Annotated in this window: 1 protein-coding gene; it reads right to left on the bottom strand. The window is 26.8% G+C overall.

The features are described 5' to 3' along the window. Positions 1-579, bottom strand: a 579-nt coding sequence (locus tag FUA24_RS07965) for a formyltetrahydrofolate deformylase (protein ID WP_148541221.1), incomplete at its 3' end; no start/stop codon positions are given. Positions 580-668 lie beyond the last annotated feature (89 nt).

The following is a 668-nucleotide window of genomic DNA, read 5'->3' as shown; positions in this document are numbered from 1 at the left end:
GTGGTGTATGTTTATAATTTTATTTGTGTATTTATCAATTAATTTAGCCGATACAATTTGCATGTAACGTGCCAAAACAATAAAATCAATATTATGTTCTTCTAATAATTTTAGTTGGTCATCTTCGGCTTTCGCTTTAGTGTCTTTTGTTACAGGAATGTGGTAAAACGGAATATTAAAATTATCAGCAATAGTTTTTAACGTATTATGATTGCTAATAATAAAAGGGATTTCTAAATTAAGCTCACCAGAATTGTAACGTCCTAATAAATCATATAAACAATGATCGTATTTTGATATAAACAAGGCCATTTTAGGCTTCTTTTCCGAAGAATATATACGCCATTTCATATCAAAATTATCAGCTAAAACATTTTTAAAGGCGTCTTTAAAAGCATTTGTAGAAAAAGCTTCCGATGTAAACTCGCTCTCTAAACGCATAAAAAATATATTTTGTTCCCTATCAACATGCTGGTCTATATAAACAATATTCCCGTTTTGTTGGGCAATAAAATTGGTTACAGAGGCAATAATATTAGGTTTATCATTACAATGTATTAAAATGGTAATCTTATTCATAAGGCATAAAATATATAAACGCCAGTAAAATTATATTAAAATTGAACTAATGCTATTTAAAATTATATTTTTTGAAAATAATTTGAAAT

It is taken from the genome of Seonamhaeicola marinus (genome assembly GCF_008085455.1).
The sequence above is the reverse complement of the archived record's forward strand: the minus strand, read 5'-3'. Positions and strand labels throughout refer to the sequence as shown.